The organism is Mesorhizobium sp. M5C.F.Ca.IN.020.32.2.1 (genome assembly GCF_004023105.1).
GTDB lineage: Bacteria > Pseudomonadota > Alphaproteobacteria > Rhizobiales > Rhizobiaceae > Mesorhizobium > Mesorhizobium wenxiniae.
In genome coordinates this window covers 1-1,466 of sequence record NZ_RZSX01001208.1, presented here as the reverse complement: position 1 = coordinate 1,466, position 1,466 = coordinate 1, and the positions used below count along the sequence as shown (strand labels likewise).

Below are 1,466 nucleotides of genomic sequence, written 5' to 3'. Positions count from 1 at the left end.
TGACTGCACCGGAACCGACAGCGGCGCCGGTTTCAGAAGCGGTCGCGACAAGGGAACGGCCGCGGCGCAGTCTGCCGAACCCGAGCGGTGAAGAGCGCAAGAGCAAAGCGATCGAACGTGCTCTGGCCCAGGAGGATGGGCGCTATCGGCTGCGCGACCTGAAACGAGCCCACGCGCGAGAAGCCAAGCACTACGTCAATTGTCCCCTGGACTACGACACGAAGATGCGATTGCAAGAGGCCGCCTTCGACAACGACATCAAGATGACGGTGATCATCAAGGCGGCGATCGACCAGTTTCTCCGCGACAACGGCTACTGAGAATGATGGGGCGCGGCTTCCTGTTTGGAATAGCTGTCGGCATCGGTATCGGCATCTACGCCGCGCCGATGCTCGGCAGGCCGAGCATCGGCCTTGGCGAGATTTCGCAAGTCCTTTTGCCTATCGTGAAAGGCCCCGATCGCATACCCGATAAGGCTACATGGCCGACCAGTGAACAGGCGAAATCCGAACTCTTCCGCATATCCAAATGGGACATATCCAAGCACGGAGACGGATCGACGGTTAGCGTGAGGCGATGTATAAGGATTGATGAATATTCAATAGCTTGCGAGCTGTCGGCGCATCTTGGTTGGATCGAAGGTGAAAAATTCGTGGAATCAGTGTTTGAGGGCGCGTCAGACCGTTGGACGATGGTCGCAGCAAAGAACCGCTGATACCCTTGCAACCGTACGCCGTATCATGTTCGATCCCTTCCAGGAGCTCGGAGGGCTATCCGTGCGCAGCAGCGTCGACCGCCCTCCTGAACCCCAGAATGGGTAAGGGAGAAAGCCAGTTCAAAGGCATTGGAACTAATGCCAATGTAATCAATTTGGTGCATAGTACCGCCCCGTGGGCGGGTTTTCATTTAGGGGGTTGGGTCTGTGACTCGGGATATGAGCACCTATAAAAGTGCAAAGGGGTTGGTGGAAACGACCGACCCAGAGATTGATAAACCAATTTATCGACGTCCGGGCTTTGACGGCATCACGACTCTGGGCGAAATGGATGAGAAGATCGCGGCTTTCCTGCGCAAGGCACGCGAGGATGAAGGTCTGACGCGCGCGGATCTCTCACCTTTGCTTGGTCTATCAGTACCGGTATATGGTCGATACGAACGTGCTTTCTCGAAAATGCACGTTACTCGTATGATCCATCTCTGTGAAATCCTCGGCTTCATGCCGATCGAAATGCTTTTTGAGGCTGCTCCTCATCTTTGGGGCCGGACGCCGGAGGAAGCCGAAGATCGTCTTGAACTGGCAAAACTTATGGCGGCCTTGCCCCACGACACGACGCGCGATCTCCTCGCCCTGGTAAAGCGCATGGTCGCACAGCAGAAGGCGGCCGACGCCGCCACAGCCTCATCGAAAGACGAAGGCCGCTAGTCGGCCTTGATAACCACCTTCGACAGTTGCAGCTCGTCAAGGT

At 56.3% G+C, this 1,466-nt stretch carries 3 protein-coding genes; all 3 read left to right on the top strand.

Going from position 1 to position 1,466, the window contains the following annotated elements:
- On the top strand, positions 1-320 hold a 320-nt coding region (locus EOA86_RS40935), incomplete at its 5' end, for a hypothetical protein (RefSeq protein ID WP_245497469.1).
- A gap of 2 nt (positions 321-322) precedes the next feature.
- Positions 323-715, top strand: a complete 393-nt coding sequence (locus tag EOA86_RS34430) for a hypothetical protein (RefSeq protein ID WP_164892317.1) — start codon at positions 323-325, stop codon at positions 713-715.
- A 219-nt stretch (positions 716-934) separates the two neighbouring features.
- The gene (locus EOA86_RS34425; RefSeq protein WP_245497468.1) at positions 935-1,423 is read left to right on the top strand and encodes a helix-turn-helix transcriptional regulator; all 489 of its coding nucleotides are present in this window, start codon (positions 935-937) and stop codon (positions 1,421-1,423) included.
- The last annotated feature ends 43 nt before the right edge of the window (positions 1,424-1,466 follow it).